General features: G+C 51.2%; 15 protein-coding genes. 5 read left to right on the top strand and 10 right to left on the bottom strand.

The genetic code is table 11. From position 1 onward, the window contains the following. Nucleotides 1-57: 57 nt before the first annotated feature. Nucleotides 58-858: a cystine ABC transporter substrate-binding protein gene (gene tcyJ / locus PYR66_08690; protein ID WEF29763.1), complete on the bottom strand. Its 801-nt coding sequence runs from the start codon at nucleotides 856-858 to the stop codon at nucleotides 58-60. A 201-nt stretch (nucleotides 859-1059) separates the two neighbouring features. Here tcyJ and amyA point away from each other — a divergent pair, with 201 nt between their 5' ends. After that, nucleotides 1060-2547 carry an alpha-amylase gene (gene amyA, locus PYR66_08685; GenBank protein ID WEF29762.1) on the top strand — a complete coding sequence of 496 codons (1488 nt, stop codon included), beginning with the start codon at nucleotides 1060-1062 and terminating at the stop codon, nucleotides 2545-2547. Between the two features lie 38 nt (nucleotides 2548-2585). Here amyA and yedD read toward each other — a convergent pair whose 3' ends face one another. Next, the gene (gene yedD, locus PYR66_08680) at nucleotides 2586-3005 is read right to left on the bottom strand and encodes a lipoprotein YedD (GenBank protein ID WEF29761.1); all 420 of its coding nucleotides are present in this window, start codon (nucleotides 3003-3005) and stop codon (nucleotides 2586-2588) included. A gap of 460 nt (nucleotides 3006-3465) precedes the next feature. On the opposite strand from yedD, the gene rcsA reads away from it, so the two are divergent. Then, a complete protein-coding gene (gene rcsA / locus PYR66_08675; protein ID WEF29760.1) occupies nucleotides 3466-4098 on the top strand; it encodes a transcriptional regulator RcsA in 633 nt (210 codons plus the stop codon). 44 nt (nucleotides 4099-4142) lie between these two features. Here rcsA and dsrB read toward each other — a convergent pair whose 3' ends face one another. After that, nucleotides 4143-4331: a protein DsrB gene (gene dsrB, locus PYR66_08670; GenBank protein ID WEF29759.1), complete on the bottom strand. Its 189-nt coding sequence runs from the start codon at nucleotides 4329-4331 to the stop codon at nucleotides 4143-4145. Nucleotides 4332-4465: 134 nt separating this feature from the next. On the opposite strand from dsrB, the gene yodD reads away from it, so the two are divergent. Then, the gene (yodD, locus tag PYR66_08665; GenBank protein WEF30389.1) at nucleotides 4466-4693 is read left to right on the top strand and encodes a YodD family peroxide/acid resistance protein; all 228 of its coding nucleotides are present in this window, start codon (nucleotides 4466-4468) and stop codon (nucleotides 4691-4693) included. A gap of 326 nt (nucleotides 4694-5019) precedes the next feature. On the opposite strand, the gene dgcQ is transcribed toward yodD, so the two are convergent. From dgcQ to PYR66_08650, 3 genes are all read right to left on the bottom strand, one after another. Next, entirely contained in the window at nucleotides 5020-6687 is a 1668-nt protein-coding gene (gene dgcQ / locus PYR66_08660) for a cellulose biosynthesis regulator diguanylate cyclase DgcQ (GenBank protein ID WEF29758.1), read from the bottom strand. Nucleotides 6688-6785: 98 nt separating this feature from the next. Further along, nucleotides 6786-6965 (bottom strand): DUF2158 domain-containing protein, encoded by a 180-nt coding sequence (locus PYR66_08655; GenBank protein WEF29757.1) that lies wholly within the window; start codon nucleotides 6963-6965, stop codon nucleotides 6786-6788. A 76-nt stretch (nucleotides 6966-7041) separates the two neighbouring features. After that, nucleotides 7042-7953, bottom strand: a complete 912-nt coding sequence (locus tag PYR66_08650) for a DUF808 family protein (GenBank protein ID WEF29756.1) — start codon at nucleotides 7951-7953, stop codon at nucleotides 7042-7044. Nucleotides 7954-8137: 184 nt separating this feature from the next. Between PYR66_08650 and yedA the strand changes: the two genes are divergently transcribed. Next, nucleotides 8138-9049 carry a drug/metabolite exporter YedA gene (yedA, locus tag PYR66_08645; GenBank protein ID WEF29755.1) on the top strand — a complete coding sequence of 304 codons (912 nt, stop codon included), beginning with the start codon at nucleotides 8138-8140 and terminating at the stop codon, nucleotides 9047-9049. Here the strand turns inward: yedA and PYR66_08640 are convergent. From PYR66_08640 to drpB, 4 genes are read right to left on the bottom strand one after another with little or no spacing between them, the layout of a single operon-like run. Then, on the bottom strand, nucleotides 9018-9509 hold the full coding sequence (locus tag PYR66_08640; protein WEF29754.1) for a very short patch repair endonuclease: 492 nt from the start codon (nucleotides 9507-9509) through the stop codon (nucleotides 9018-9020). The genes yedA and PYR66_08640 overlap by 32 nt on opposite strands. After that, on the bottom strand, nucleotides 9490-10914 hold the full coding sequence (locus tag PYR66_08635; protein WEF29753.1) for a DNA cytosine methyltransferase: 1425 nt from the start codon (nucleotides 10912-10914) through the stop codon (nucleotides 9490-9492). Before PYR66_08635 ends, PYR66_08640 begins: the two co-directional genes overlap by 20 nt. 57 nt (nucleotides 10915-10971) lie before the next feature. After that, nucleotides 10972-11667: a phosphohydrolase gene (locus PYR66_08630; protein ID WEF29752.1), complete on the bottom strand. Its 696-nt coding sequence runs from the start codon at nucleotides 11665-11667 to the stop codon at nucleotides 10972-10974. Nucleotides 11668-11709: 42 nt separating this feature from the next. Further along, the gene (drpB, locus tag PYR66_08625) at nucleotides 11710-11991 is read right to left on the bottom strand and encodes a cell division protein DrpB (protein WEF29751.1); all 282 of its coding nucleotides are present in this window, start codon (nucleotides 11989-11991) and stop codon (nucleotides 11710-11712) included. Nucleotides 11992-12581: 590 nt separating this feature from the next. On the opposite strand from drpB, the gene ompC reads away from it, so the two are divergent. Then, nucleotides 12582-13724 carry a porin OmpC gene (ompC, locus tag PYR66_08620; GenBank protein ID WEF29750.1) on the top strand — a complete coding sequence of 381 codons (1143 nt, stop codon included), beginning with the start codon at nucleotides 12582-12584 and terminating at the stop codon, nucleotides 13722-13724. Nucleotides 13725-14045 lie beyond the last annotated feature (321 nt).

Genomic DNA, 14045 nt, shown 5'->3' with positions numbered 1-14045 from the left:
GTTGCGCGCGAAATAAAAAAAGGCGCCGTTATCAGCGCCTTTTTTCATCTTCAGACGTTACTTAGTGACGTCGGCACCAAACCATTTTTCTGAAAGCGCCTTCAGGCTGCCATCTTTCTGCATATCGGCAATAGCATCGTCCACTGCTTTCAGCAGATCCTCATTACCTTTACGCAGCGCCACGCCGGATTCCTGGCGTGAGAATGCTTCGCCGGTTACAGCCAACGTGTTGTTGGTTTTCTTCACCAGATCCAACGCCGCCAGACGGTCTACCAAAATGGCGTCAATACGGCCAACGCGCAGATCCTGGTATTTTGTCGGGTCATCATCGTAGGTGCGAATATCTACGCCCTGGACGTTCTGGCGTAGCCACTCTTCATAGTTGGTGCCCAGACCTACGCCGACCTTTTTCCCTTTCAGATCCGCTGCGGTTTTGATAATGCCTTCGTTACCCTTTTTCACCAATGCCTGAACACCGGAAATAGTATAGGGGGTTGAGAAGTCATATTTTTTCTTACGCTGATCGGAAATCGTGACCTGGTTAATCACCACATCAATGCGTTTGGAATCAAGAGAAGCCAGCATACCGTCCCATTTGGTCGGTTTGAGATCCGCTTTCACCCCGATGTGCTTCGCCAGTTCATTGGCAAAATCGACTTCAAAACCGGTCAGTTTGCCATCATCGCCCTGATAGCTGAACGGAGGGTATGTCCCTTCCAGGCCGACGCGCAATGTACCGCGCTCTTTGACCTGATTCAGCAAATTTTCTGCGGCGAAAGTTTTCACGCTCACACCCGCCATCAATGCCACGGCCATTGCGCCCATCAGCGCCTGGCGACCCAGAAGTGCTAATTTCATAGATACCCCGAATATGATGATATTTTCCAGTAGTGTAAGGCGTTTAGCAGCAGCCTACCAACATCTATCCGCTACATCTTATGCCAATTTATTATATATGCAGGCGTTTAGGATATAGCGAAAACCCAACGAAATTGTTCAGATTTGACGGATATCTCCCATACTGCAAAGGTCAGCCTGATGACGTCTGGAGCATGGAAGATGAAAAACCCCACGTTGTTACAGTGTTTTCACTGGTATTACCCGGAAGGCGGCGAGCTATGGCGGGAAGTAGAAGCCCTTGCGCCGAATCTCAATGAAATAGGCATTAATATGATTTGGCTGCCGCCCGCCTATAAAGGCGCCTCCGGCGGTTATTCGGTTGGCTATGACAGTTACGATCTGTTCGATCTCGGTGAATTCGATCAGAAGGGGTCGGTTGCCACGAAATATGGCGATAAAGCCCAGTTGCTGGCGGCGATTCACGCGCTGAAAGAACACCAAATCGCCGTACTACTCGATGTCGTCGTCAACCATAAAATGGGTGCCGATGAGAAAGAACGCATTCGCGTACAGCGCGTTGATGAACAAGACCGCACGCAGATTGCAGAGGAAATCATCGAATGTGAAGCCTGGACCCGTTATACCTTCCCGGCGCGCGGCGGGCAGTATTCACAATTCATCTGGGACTATAAATGTTTTAGCGGCGTCGATCATATCGAAAACCCCAACGAAGACGGCGTGTTTAAAATCGTCAATGACTATACCGGCGAGGGCTGGAACGACCAGGTTGACGATGAGATGGGGAATTTCGATTATCTGATGGGCGAAAATATCGATTTCCGCAATCACGCCGTCACTGAAGAGCTTAAATATTGGGCGCGCTGGGTGATTGAGCAGACCGGGTGCGACGGCTTCCGTCTTGATGCAGTCAAACATATTCCGGCATGGTTCTATAAAGAATGGATTGACCATGTGCAGACATCCACCGACAAACCGCTGTTTATCGTCGCCGAATACTGGTCGCATGAAGTGGAAAAACTGCAACAATATATCGACCTCGTTGACGGTAATACCATGCTGTTTGACGCCCCGCTGCAGATGAAATTTCACGAAGCCTCACGCCAGGGACGCGACTACGACATGAGCCAGATTTTTGCCGGCACGCTGGTCGAAGCCGACCCTTTCCACGCCGTGACGCTGGTGACGAATCATGATACCCAGCCGCTGCAAGCGCTGGAAGCACCCGTTGAGCCGTGGTTTAAACCATTGGCCTATGCGTTAATTCTGCTGCGCGAAAATGGTGTTCCCTCGGTATTTTACGCCGATCTGTTCGGCGCCAGCTACGAAGACGCCGGGGATGATGGCCAGGATTATGCCATCGAGATGCCGGTAATTGAGCAGCTTCACGAACTGATTGATGCTCGCCAACGCTTCGCCCATGGGGTGCAAACGTTGTGGTTCGATCATCCTAACTGTATTGCTTTTAGCCGCAGCGGCACAGACGAACATCCGGGGTGCGTGGTGGTGTTATCCAACGGCGATGATGGCGAAAAAACACTGCCGCTTGGCGAGAACTATGCCAATAAGCGCTGGAAAGATTTTCTTAACAATCGGCAAGAGGTCATTGAGACTGATAGCGAAGGTAACGCCGTGTTCACCTGTAACGGCGGCAGCGTCAGCATCTGGGTGATCGCGGAAACGCTTTAACAATAGCGGGCAGGCTTAAGCCAGCCCGCAAATATCGATTACTGCGCGGTTTTGCTCGCTAATTGGTTCTTTTTCCACGCCTGTTCGCACTCCGGCGTTAGACGATCAACGCGGGTTAAGGTCATACGATCGTACTCCAGCGTGTTCCCATTGCGTTCAATAGGATAAATATCGAGGCTGTTGGTCACGTTGTAGACCTGATCGCCGCGGTTCATTAATTTGCCAGGTTCAGCAATCACCCGCTGCCACTGGCGACAATCGAGAGTATCGCCGTCTTTGGTGACGATAAACGTTGCAATCGCCTCCGGGCTGACCATCGCGCTCTGCGGACCTTTCGATTGCCAGAACCCCTCCAACCCCGCTGGCGCCGGAGCTTTGACCACATCCTGGTAATTATCAACCTGTACGCATCCGGCCAGGGCCAGCAGCGCGCCGGCCATCACAATCTTTTTCATCATCCATCCCACAAACCGATAAAAAAGTATTGTGGCATTAAAGCGTTAAGGCCGCCACCCCTGCGGCCCCCCCATTCGTTTATGCCACGAACCGGTGAATCCACCAGAGAGCGCCTGTTATTTCAGATTCAATAAAACATGAATTAAAAATACATTTTTCTGCGCGAATGAAAGATAGGCAACCCAGAATTATTGTCACCTCTTGCGTAAGGATAATCCTAAAATAAATTGAAATAATTGCGACAACATCCCCCAACACCGGGCATGATTACTACTGGCATTTGTATATTGCTTTTCAATATCTTTACTTTGAGAATAATCCTGGCAAATTATGAGTATTATTACGGAATAGTTTAGTCTGGCTAATGATTTCCGCATCACGTCAGATGTTATAAAAAAATGGACTTCATCACGTGGCTTCGTGCCGGATGAATTATCGTTACGTGTTGATTGAGGATGGGTCATGTCAACGATTATCATGGATTTGTGCAGTTATACCCGGTTAGGTTTAACCGGATATCTGGCAAGCCGGGGACTGAAAAAGCGCGATATCATTGAAGTGCGCACCGCACAAAGTCTGAAAGAGCGCTGTGAAGCATCACGCCCGACGGTGGTGTTTCTCAACGAAGACTGCTTCATCCATGATGAAGAGAGTAACCAACTTATCCGCGATATTATTACTCGTTATCCTGATACGTTATTTGTCATTTTTATGTCACTGGCCAACATTCATTTTGACCATTATTTGTTGGTGCGCAAAAATCTGCTGATCAGCTCTAAATCGCTGACACCGAAAGACCTTGATAACATCCTGGGTAATTATCTGCAATCCGATAACCCGAGTCATTTAAACCAGTTACGGAGCCGTATTCCTACATTATCGCTCAGCCAGGCCGAGTCGAATATGCTGCAAATGTGGATGGCCGGGCACGCAACGGCACACATTTCGACCCAAATGAACATCAAGGCCAAAACCGTCTCATCGCATAAGGGTAATATTAAGAAAAAGATCCAGACGCATAATAAGCAGGTGATTTATCACATCGTTCGTCTGGCGGAAAACATTACTTCCGGTATTTACGTCAACATGCGCTGACGGCAAACTGGCGGCGATGTCCGCCAGTTTCAGGATCGCGGGAATTACTCAGCTTTCTCGACAAAAATGCCGTCCGGGTGCCCGACTTCATTGAAAAACCAGATCCCTAGCGGGTAATCTTCCAGCGCGACCAGATACATGGTTCCTTCACTAAACGACTCAATTGCCAGTACAACCCCCGATCGACGTGGACCACCGTCGGTCTTCACTGTGACATGATCGTTCACCTGCATAACTTGTCTCCTCTCGTTTTGAGCCAGTGTAGAACAAAACCTGACTGCACGCAGCGTCCTGCTGCCGCAACTGGTCTTTTTATAGACCGTCTATACTTAAAGAGGCTCTATCAGAGCCGAGCGAGGTAGTTATGATGAAATCCGCCAAAGACAACGGTTTGACGAGTACAGGCGGGGTTGGCGTTAATGTCGACGCCCTGCTGGCGGCTATCAATGAGATCAGCGAAAGCGAAGTGCATCGTACCGAAGACGACCCCCACCATGTCAGTATTAATGGCCGCGATTACCACACCTGGCGCGAGCTGGCGGAAGCCTTTGAGCTTGATATTCATGACTTTAGCGTCACCGAAGCCAACCGCTAACCCCTGGTGAAAAAAATCCCGACTCGCAGGAGTCGGGATGAAACTTGCTAATGCAAGAAGCACTTGAAAATTCGTTACACCGGGAAATCCGATGCACGGAAGACATTATCCTCAATTATTTTGCATGACAAGAAGTATTAATGATGAGAATTATTGAGAAATGTAGCTAATACGCGCAACGGATTAGCCAACCCTGACACGGCAAGGGCTTGCCCTCATCGTTCTTTCACGAACGTTATATAAATCGACTCTATTTTTTAAGAAATTTCTCATATCGAGGCGTCTTTATTGCCTGACAAAGTAGCTCGTCATCACATTAAAGCCCTTCATCCTTCGGAATAAACCCGGTTACGCCCATTCTGTTTCGCCAGATACAAACGGTGATCGGCGATCAATTGTAGGTTCTCAAAATTAATTTCATCTGATGTATCGCTACTGCTGACGCCTAGCGAGGCGCTGATTCGTAGGCTAACGCTGTTATAGAGCAATATCTCACGGCTATTAATACGCAGACGGATACGTTCGGCAACCGTCCTCGCCTGCGAGAGCGAGGTGTTCGGCAACACAATACAGAACTCTTCGCCACCGACGCGCCCGGCAATATCACTTTCACGGACCAGACTCATGATGGTGCTCCCCACCAGCATAAGCACCCGATCGCCTGCCTGGTGACCATATTTATCATTAATCCCTTTAAAGTAGTCCAGATCCATCTGGATTACCGCAATAGGCTGCTTCTGTCGTTCACAGATTCGGGCCGCTTCAATCGCCCGTTCAAACAGAGCGCCGCGATTGAGCAGCCGCGTCAATGCATCATGCCAGGCCTGCCACTCTAACGAGGTCTGAAGCACGCTCATGTTGCTGACCATACGACGAATAACCAGCCACGAGATCATCAACATCAGGGTAAACATCAGCCACATCAGGGTCAGAGCAATAGAAATCGTGCCGAAATCGCCGCGAACGCCTTCCTGTAGGGTATGAATGCGCAGCAATACGCCATCAAAATTGCGCATCTTCTCCCAGCTGATATAGCGGGTGAGCTGACGGATACCGCCATGGTTATCATGCGCCAACGCATAGCGCAGATTTTCCTGTTCCCGCGGCGAAAGCAGGGTTAGCACATCATCCGGCGCCGAGGAGGCCAGCAGGTTAAGCTGCTTGTCATACAGCTGATACTCACCCGACTGCCCCTCTTTCACCGCGCTGGCCAGAAATGCCTGCAGGTCGCGTACTGAGAAATCCATCGCCAGCACGCCCAACCAGTAGCGTTCGTAATCAAGAGGAATCGAAGCGGTCACCACCTGCGGTTGCGTATGTCCGTCATCGTGTTGAAACGTTTGCCAGATAATGCCCCGCCCTGGATTATTACGTTGAGTTTGCTGAGTAAACCACGGCGCGCTGGTATCCCGAGAAAATTGCTCCAACACCTGGCTGGGACTCCGTGGCGAATCGGTGGAGGTATAAAAACCGCTGCGTGAAACGTACATCATACGTTCACTGAAAACCCTGCTATTGTTGGTTAGACGTAACAAATAACCCACCTCAAGCGTTGCCATCAGCTCATTGCTGGTCTGCGGATTATCACGTGACAGCAGTGCGTCGCTATCGACAAAAGCGTCAGATACGCCATAAACCGTCAGGGTACGCCGGTTATTCAGTTCAACTGACCAAATAGGATCGTGGCGTTTACTGAGATACTCCTGCTCAGCTCGACGCAGAATGGCGAAATCCAGCGGCATTGCCAGCGCCGACTGCATGCTATTGCGGAAAAAAAGCAGCCGGTTGAGATTGAATTGCAGTAGCCCGTCCATTTCATGGGCCACATTCTCAAGGTTATTGCGTTGGTTGGCGACGTAGGCCTCTTCCAGTACCCGGATTTCTCGCCAGATGAGCAGCGTTGAAAAGAACAACACCACGATAAAACAGACATTGACCACCCACCCCGGAGTGGAGAAGCGGCGGAATTTTTTTAGCCACAGCGGCTTATCCATTGTTCACTCGCAGTACGGTCAAAGAAACCCACAACATCAACACTCCTTGTCCGCACGTAACCCGTATAAAAAAGCCTGCGCCTGCGGGCGCGATATGCCTAAGTATGCTCCAGACGTTGTCCTTCGCCGCGCACCAGTTCGTCTTCACGGAACGCTTCACGCTGCACAACGCGACCGTCGTACCAACGGCATTCAACCATACCGCCGGCAATACCGGTAACCACCATTTGCGGCCCGCCGCTTTTCCTTCTGACTTCATCGCTGACCAACAAGACCATTTTTGCCTCCGGTATCAGGGAGAAACTGTTTCACCTTAGACGACGCCGGTACATCTTGCGTAACCGGCGTGGAGATTTATTTCGCCTTGTCGCGTATCGCGGTGACGGCTTTGACACCGCCAAAAACGAGGGCGCCAATGATAAAGCCTAGCACCAGATTGGCGACCAGCGGCAACATAGATGCCAGCATCCCACTGAGTTCGTGGCCGAGGTTTTCGATAAAATGATGCAACGGCGCTACGCCGTGAACCACGATACCGCCCCCTACCAGAAACATCGCCAGGGTACCAACGAACGTCAGCACTTTCATCAATCGCGGCGCAATAGCCAGCAATCCTTTCCCCAGCCACTGCGCCAGCGCGCTTTTTTTCTCCGCTAACCAGTAGCCCATATCATCAAGCTTAACGATGACGCCCACCAGGCCATAAACCCCAACGGTCACGAGGATGGCAATACCGGATAAAATCAGGATCTGATTGAGCAGAGGCGCCTCAGCCACAATGCCCAGCGTAATCGCGACGATTTCGGCAGATAAGATAAAGTCGGTACGAATCGCCCCTTTCACTTTATCGCGCTCGAAGGCCATGGGATCCTGCGCCGCCAGCGCCTCCAGCCGTTGCTGGCGCAACTGCGGATCTTCTTTATTTTTACGCGCATGCAGGTTATGCAGCACTTTTTCAAAACCTTCGAAGCAGAGAAACGCCCCACCCAACATCAACAATGGCGTAATAGCCCAGGGAATAAATGCGCTGATTAATAATGCCAGCGGCACCAGGATCACTTTATTCAGAAACGAGCCTTTTGCCACGCCCCATACCACCGGGAGTTCGCGGTTGGCGCGCACGCCGCTGACCTGCTGCGCATTAAGAGAAAGGTCGTCGCCCAACACGCCTGCCGTTTTCTTGGCCGCCAGTTTTCCCATGACAGAGATATCGTCCAACAGGGTGGCAATATCGTCCAATAAGGTTAAAAGACTACTTCCCGCCAAAATGTACTTCCTTTAATTTCTGATTATAAAACATAGAGTATGAGGCAAAAGCGCTGTCACGCCCAGAGATGTCATTAGTCAACAAAAATTTAACAATAAAACCACAATGAAAGCGCTCGCCAGGCCGTTCGTTTTCACGTTTACTGTATGCCTCCTTTCTATCTCTTTTTTGTCGTGAGGAAGTATGTCCACCCGTCAGCTTTTACCGCTTATCGGGGCGCTTTTCGCGCTATATATCATCTGGGGTTCGACCTATTTTGCCATCGCTATTGGCGTCGCCAGTTGGCCGCCGCTCATGATGGCCGGGATCCGCTTCCTCTCCGCTGGCGGCGTATTGCTCCTGTATCTTTTGGCCACTGGCCATAAACTGCCCGCCCGGCGGCCTCTGCTGAATGCGGCGCTGATTGGCATCCTCCTGCTTGCCGTCGGTAATGGTTTCGTTACTCTTGCCGAGCATCAGCATGTGCCATCGGGCATCGCTGCGGTGATGGTCGCCACCGTGCCGCTATTTACGCTTTGCTTTAGCCGCTTTTTTGGCATCGCCACGCGTAAGCTGGAGTGGTTAGGTATCGCTATCGGTCTGGCCGGAATTGTGATGCTCAATAGCGGCGGCAACCTCAGCGGCAACCCATGGGGAGCAGTACTGATCCTGATAGGATCGCTGAGCTGGGCATTCGGTTCCGTGTACGGTTCACGTATTGAATTGCCGACCGGAATGATGGCCGGGGCGATTGAAATGCTGGCGGCGGGGATCGTGCTTTCCGTAGCGTCATGGCTCTCGGGTGAAAAACTCACGCAAATGCCGTCCTGGTCCGGAATTTTTGCGGTTGCCTATCTGGCCGTCTTTGGTTCACTTATCGCCATTAACGCCTATATGTATTTGATTCGCAACGTGACGCCTGCCGTGGCCACCAGCTATGCCTACGTGAACCCGGTCGTCGCCGTGTTGCTGGGTACTGGATTCGGCGGCGAAAGCTTATCGCTGATCGAATGGCTGGCGCTGGCGGTGATTATTTTTGCGGTGGTATTAGTGACGCTGGGGAAATATCTCTTCCCTGCCCGCCCTACCGTGACGAGTTGTCAGCCGGATCAATAAAACCAATACCCTGAGTGTCGATCTGCGCGCAAGCTCCCCCACCGCAGATCCACTCTTCCAGCCGTTCGTTAAGCGCCTCATCGCTGAGCTTCTGTCGCCCACGCAGCGCGCACTCCCACACCACCAACACCCGCCACCCCTGCTCCAACAGCAGAGCGAGATCGCGGCGGTCTCGCTGAACGTTAGCGCCGATTTTTTGCAGCCAGAAATCCGTACGTGTCGCCGGCATTTTAAACAAATAGCAGCGGTGGTGATGCCAGAAGCAGCCGTGAGTAAAGATAACGCAGCGGTAGTCACGCAGCAGAAAATCGGGTCTTCCGGGCAACGAAGCTTCCTGGACGGTAAAGGTAAAACCGGCCTGTGTCAGCAGTGCCGCCAGCCGTTTCTCGATTGCCGTATCGCGGGTGGCAATCGCGCGCATGTTTTTACTGCGCGTGGCCTTATCGTGAACGTCTGCCATCGCTATCCCCGACATCACGTCGCGCCACCGCCTCGGCAATCCGCGGCGCCAGCAGCTTCGCCACCGCGGCGAACACCGGTACCACCACCGAATTACCAAACTGACGATAGGCCTGAGTATCGGACACCGGGATACGGAAACGATGTTCACCCGGTGCTTCAAAGCCCATCAAGCGCGCGCATTCGCGCGGTGTCAAGCGCCGCGGGCGGCGTAGCTGATTTTGCGGATCGTCAAAATGCTTTTCGCCAAGCGGTTTATTCCACCCGCGATCGATGAGGATCTCAGCGCCGTCTTTGTAGTAGCGCGCCGACAATGTCCGCGCAACGCTGTGCGGATTAGTCGGGTCAACTAAACCATAACCAAAACCGTTACCGCGCTCCTGATGTTTACGCGCATAGCGATACAGGTATTTCCACAGCACCGGCGTCAGGATGAATTTAGCGTCAACGGTAGGATCCAGCAGTTCGCCAAAAGTCGGTCGCTGCGGCGGATAAAACCGGGCAATGTCGCGCAGCGTGAAGCCATCGTGTAGCTGCAAATCGCGACGGAACCCCACCAGCACGATACGCTCACGGTGCTGTGGCAGAAAATGGCGTCCGTCGATAACCTTAGGATCGTCCGCACCAACATGATCGGCATCGGCCACTTCATAACCCAACTCGTCCAACGTCTGCATGATAATGCGGAAAGTTCTTCCTTTATCATGGCTTTTCAGGTTCTTGACGTTTTCCAGCACGAAGATCGGCGGGCGACGAGCCGCAATAATTCTGACGACATCAAAGAACAGCGTCCCCTGAGTCTCACAGGCAAAACCATGGGCGCGGCCCATCGCATTTTTCTTTGACACGCCCGCAAGGGAAAAAGGCTGGCAGGGGAAGCCCGCCAGCAGCACATCATGCTGCGGGATCGCCTCGCGGATATGCTGTGCCGCCTCTTCCTCGCTGACATCGGCGCGATGGCTAAGGGTGACATCACGGATATCGGCGTTAAAACGATGCTGCTGCGGGTCGCAATACCAGTTGGCCTTGTAGGTCCGTACGGCGTGTTTATTCCACTCGCTGGTGAAAACACACTGCCCGCCAATGGCTTCGAAACCGTTACGAATACCGCCGATCCCGGCAAAGAGATCGATAAAGCGAAACGCCTCGTTCGGATGATAAGTCGGCGGTGTCGGCAACAGACTTGCCAGATGCGTGCACTCGGCTGTGGTCAGGCGGCTCGCCGCACGATCAACCGTCGCCACACGTTTGAGTATCGCCGGGCTCCAGTGCTGATCGCCCACGGTCACCAGCTGCGCCACCAGCGTTTTGACATCATAAATCGTCATCAGCTGACGCAGTAACGCCTGCGCGTGTTCCCCTGACGGCTCAGCCAGGGAACTTTCCTTTGATAAATTTTGCGGCATAACCTCAACCAGCCCGGACAATTTTTGCAGAGAGTACCACAAATAGCCTCAACGAATTTAAACCTCGGGATCAAAGCGACGTAAAACGGCTTCATCCAGCGATATCGGGTCGCCGCGCAGTTCAGCGCTCAACTTAGCCATAAATTGCACCAGGAAGCGGGCATTATGCACCGCCATCGCTCTCCCCCGCACTGTTTGCATGGTTTCAGGCAGACGCAGCAATTTGCACTGGAAATGGTCAAGAGCATATTTCTTGTCATTAAGCTCACGCTGGTCAGCAAAGGGATCTTCGGCATCAAAGAGGATGTTGTTTAGCGCGCCGGAAACGGCAAAGACGCGCGCCAGGCCAATAGCACCCAACGCTTCCAGGCGATCGGCGTCCTGTACAATTTTCGCCTCCTCGCTTTCAGGTACGATGGCTGCGCTGAAGCTATGTGCTTCAATGGCATGCCTGACGGCAGGATAACGATCGGCAGGAAAATCAGGGAAAGAAGCGTGCAGGATAGCCTGTGTTTTAACCGCCGCCATCCGTGAGGAGTGACTGCGTTCAGGATGATTTTTCGGCAGACTGACAATATCGTGAAAATAGCAGGCCGTCAGGATGACCAACTGGTCAGCGCCGCTATCGCCGACCAGTTGCTGCGCGGTGCCCCAGACGCGGCGGAAGTGCGAAATATCATGAGCGGCATCTTCCTGTGCGTGATGTGTATTTAACCAGTTTTCAAATCGTTGCTGCCATTCAACCAGTAACATGAGCTTTCCTTAAAGCTAAGGTAAGCCACGAGCATAGCAACTTTAATCGCGCTGTTCATACACTTGGGTTTGGGGACGAGTGTACCAGGCTATCGCACCAAGGACTAAACCAACTATCCCCAGTACCAGGAACCCCAGTAGCGCGCCGATCCACTTACCCGCCGTTGAACCCAGTTCTCCATCAATGCCCGCGCCGGGAACGCTCTGAATGCGTCCCACTATCCACCAGTACCGCGCCATCGCCCATAAAAAATAACCGCAAAAAGCGTAAAAAGCCCACAGCGCCAGCTTTCCGCCGGGGCCTCGTTTCGTTCGAGTGTCCATGACATCCTTCTCCATACTTCAACCACAGCACATCGCATCCAGACAACAAAAGTGATGCACATCACATTATACAACTCTCGTGCCGATCAGAAAGCATGAGTGTGGCGTAAAACGCGCCTTCATCATCTTCAATCGCAGAATGGCAAATACACCCGATATATATACTACGGATGTATTTATATTTTTGAATAAGAAGAATTGATGAAATGTCGCGGTATTTATTATCATTTTACGATACGTGGGTAACATAAAACAGAATTATTACGTCAAAAACGATAACACCGTCATTTTATCCTTGTGAAACATCCTGTTCAAAATGGCATCACCTGCCTGCATTACATCACCAAAGAAAATGAAACGAAGATTTATATAGCTCAATGATATCAAACAAGAATAGACCATGAGAATATTCATCACCCAACAAATACAAAATACATATATTGAATACATAAGAAATAATTTGAAATATTTTAATATACTTTTATTACATTTTTTATTTAATTAAAAATGAACTTAAACGGCTAGTATCAATTCGTCATTCCATAGGGAATTAGACAATTCATATTAATTATGATTAAAGGGAATATATAATGAAAAGAAAAGTATTGGCTATTATGCTGCCAGCTTTATTAGCAGCAGGCGCGGCGCACTCTGCAGAAATTTATAATAAAAACGGCAACAAACTGGACATCTACGGTAAAGTCGACGGCTTACGTTATTTTTCTGACGACGCTAACGCCGACGGCGATCAAACCTACGTACGTTTCGGCCTGAAAGGCGAAACGCAGATTACCGATCAACTGACCGGCTACGGTCAGTGGGAATACAACATTCAGGCTAACACTACCGAAGGCGAAGGTTCCAACTCCTGGACTCGTCTGGGCTTCGCTGGTCTGAAATTTGCTGACTACGGTTCACTGGATTATGGTCGCAACTATGGCGTTATCTACGACGTGGAAGCCTGGACCGACGTGCTGCCGGAATTCGGCGGCGACACCTACACCCAGACTGACGTCTTTATGCTCGGCCGTACCAACGGCGTGGCGACCTATCGCAACAGCGATTTCTTCGGCCTGGTGGATGGTCTGAACATTGCTCTGCAATATCAGGGCAATAACGAAAACGCGGGCGCTGGCGAAGGCACCAACAACGGCGGCGGTCGTAAACTGGCGAATGAAAACGGCGACGGCTTCGGTATCTCCTCCTCTTACGATCTCGGCATGGGTGTCAGCTTCGGCGCGGCATATGCTTCTTCTGACCGTACCGACAATCAGGTTGCCGCATCCGCAAGCCGTGCTTACGCTGACGGCGATAAAGCCGATGCCTGGACCGTTGGTGCGAAATACGATGCTAACAACATTTACCTGGCGACAATGTATGCGGAAACCCGCAACATGACCTCCTTCGGTAAAGGTGACAGCGCCCTGGGCGGCGGTATCGCCAATAAGACGCAGAACTTCGAAGCCGTTGCACAGTACCAGTTCGATAATGTCGGTTTACCGCTGCGTCCGTCCGTGGCTTACCTGCAGTCTAAAGGCAAAGACTTGTACAACCACGCCGACAAGGACCTGGTTAAATATGTTGAACTAGGCGCGACCTATTACTTCAACAAAAATATGTCCACCTACGTTGATTACAAAATCAACCTGCTGGATGAAGACGACAGCTTCTACCGCGCTAATGGCATCGCCACTGATGATATTGTCGCGCTGGGTCTGGTCTACCAATTCTAAGACTCTCTTGTTGCCAAAGCCCGTCTCGCACGGGCTTTTTTACGCCCTGCGGCCATGAGAAATCGTTGAAGACATCGCATACTGCTCGCAAACACAGCAGACTCATAGCAATCAGCTATTTTTTGAGCAAATTTTAGGCAATAACATAAACCAGGATGATGATGATTGAGATTCGCCTGACGAAAGGCTATACCAAGTGTGACGGGGGTCGTTGAAAGGAATTGACGTAAGTGATTGAATAGTGGCGGAGAGAGAGGGATTTGAACCCCCGGTAGAGTTGCCCCTATTCTGGTTTTCGGGACCGGAATGATATCCTTTAAA

The sequence above is a fragment of the Klebsiella aerogenes genome (genome assembly GCA_029027985.1).
In the GTDB taxonomy this organism is placed as follows: Bacteria; Pseudomonadota; Gammaproteobacteria; order Enterobacterales; family Enterobacteriaceae; genus Klebsiella; species Klebsiella aerogenes_A.
Note: the sequence above shows the minus strand (reverse complement) of the source record. Positions and strands in the feature narration are given on the sequence as shown.

Excerpts from the sequence above, each read along its gene's own strand:
- PYR66_08630 (WEF29752.1), bottom strand. The coding sequence starts at position 11,667 with ATGTTACTGGTTGAATGGCAGCAACGATTTGAAAACTGGTTAAATACA.
- rcsA (WEF29760.1), top strand. The coding sequence starts at position 3,466 with ATGTCAACGATTATCATGGATTTGTGCAGTTATACCCGGTTAGGTTTA.
- tcyJ (WEF29763.1), bottom strand. The coding sequence starts at position 858 with ATGAAATTAGCACTTCTGGGTCGCCAGGCGCTGATGGGCGCAATGGCC.
- PYR66_08655 (WEF29757.1), bottom strand. The coding sequence starts at position 6,965 with ATGGTCTTGTTGGTCAGCGATGAAGTCAGAAGGAAAAGCGGCGGGCCG.
- yedA (WEF29755.1), top strand. The coding sequence starts at position 8,138 with ATGTCCACCCGTCAGCTTTTACCGCTTATCGGGGCGCTTTTCGCGCTA.
- ompC (WEF29750.1), top strand. The coding sequence starts at position 12,582 with ATGAAAAGAAAAGTATTGGCTATTATGCTGCCAGCTTTATTAGCAGCA.
- dgcQ (WEF29758.1), bottom strand. The coding sequence starts at position 6,687 with ATGGATAAGCCGCTGTGGCTAAAAAAATTCCGCCGCTTCTCCACTCCG.
- yodD (WEF30389.1), top strand. The coding sequence starts at position 4,466 with ATGAAATCCGCCAAAGACAACGGTTTGACGAGTACAGGCGGGGTTGGC.
- PYR66_08635 (WEF29753.1), bottom strand. The coding sequence starts at position 10,914 with ATGCCGCAAAATTTATCAAAGGAAAGTTCCCTGGCTGAGCCGTCAGGG.
- amyA (WEF29762.1), top strand. The coding sequence starts at position 1,060 with ATGAAAAACCCCACGTTGTTACAGTGTTTTCACTGGTATTACCCGGAA.
- drpB (WEF29751.1), bottom strand. The coding sequence starts at position 11,991 with ATGGACACTCGAACGAAACGAGGCCCCGGCGGAAAGCTGGCGCTGTGG.
- yedD (WEF29761.1), bottom strand. The coding sequence starts at position 3,005 with ATGATGAAAAAGATTGTGATGGCCGGCGCGCTGCTGGCCCTGGCCGGA.
- PYR66_08640 (WEF29754.1), bottom strand. The coding sequence starts at position 9,509 with ATGGCAGACGTTCACGATAAGGCCACGCGCAGTAAAAACATGCGCGCG.
- dsrB (WEF29759.1), bottom strand. The coding sequence starts at position 4,331 with ATGCAGGTGAACGATCATGTCACAGTGAAGACCGACGGTGGTCCACGT.